At 58.0% G+C, this 865-nt stretch carries 2 tRNA genes and 1 rRNA gene; all 3 read right to left on the bottom strand.

What is annotated here, in order from left to right:
- A 23S ribosomal RNA gene (locus tag NW835_RS02330) occupies positions 1 to 315 on the bottom strand; the annotation flags it as partial.
- Positions 316 to 515: 200 nt separating this feature from the next.
- Positions 516 to 591, bottom strand: a tRNA-Ala gene (locus NW835_RS02325).
- Positions 592 to 640: 49 nt separating this feature from the next.
- Positions 641 to 714: transfer RNA gene (locus NW835_RS02320), tRNA-Ile, on the bottom strand.
- Positions 715 to 865: the final 151 nt, after the last annotated feature.

Genomic DNA, 865 nt, shown 5'->3' with positions numbered 1-865 from the left:
CCCCTTGGCCGTCCCACAACCCCGCCTAGCCGTAGCTAAGCGGTTTAGGCTCTTTCCCGTTCGCTCGCCGCTACTAAGGAAATCACGGTTGTTTTCTCTTCCTGCGGCTACTAAGATGTTTCAGTTCGCCGCGTTCGCCCCCTTAGCCTATGGATTCAGCTAAGGGTGACAAGGCTTTCGCCTTGCCGGGTTGCCCCATTCGGGTACCTGCGGATCACCGCTTCCTTCCAGCTCCCCGCAGCGTTTCGTCGGTAGCACGCCCTTCTTCGCCTCTGTGTGCCTAGGTATCCACCGTGCGCCCTTCTTCACTTGACCGCACTCATTGGTGTCCTACCTGCGTCTTGCTCCCAAGCTGCTAGACAGACAGATGCCCTGCCTCTCTCGCAGGCTTAGAAGCCTCTCTCTCTTGCTATGCAGTTTTCAAAGTGCTTGCCGGCTCAACCCGGCTAAGGATCTCTTAACTCTCTCCCTAGACCCTTAGCCCGGTCGTTCCTCGGCTGGATTCAACCCCAAAATGGTGGAGGTAAGCGGACTCGAACCGCTGACTTCTGCCGTGCAAAGGCAGCGCTCTACCAACTGAGCTATACCCCCAGCCCAGACCTGACCCACTCCCCTTCGCCAACTCTTACCCACCAGGCAGTGGGCCATCCTGGACTCGAACCAGGGACCTCACCCTTATCAGGGGTGCGCTCTAACCACCTGAGCTAATAGCCCATCCCTCGCCACCAGAACCTCAGTCAACCATCCCTTCAACCCTGACCGACCTGGGATAACCTCTGGTCGTCCACTCGTTACTTGAGGACTCCCAAGGTGGGTCTCCCTAAAAGGAGGTGATCCAGCCGCACCTTCCGGTACGGCTACCTTG

This window comes from Synechococcus sp. OH2 (genome assembly GCF_047462155.1).
Lineage (GTDB): Bacteria > Cyanobacteriota > Cyanobacteriia > Thermostichales > Thermostichaceae > Thermostichus.
The sequence above is the reverse complement of the archived record's forward strand: the minus strand, read 5'-3'. Positions and strand labels throughout refer to the sequence as shown.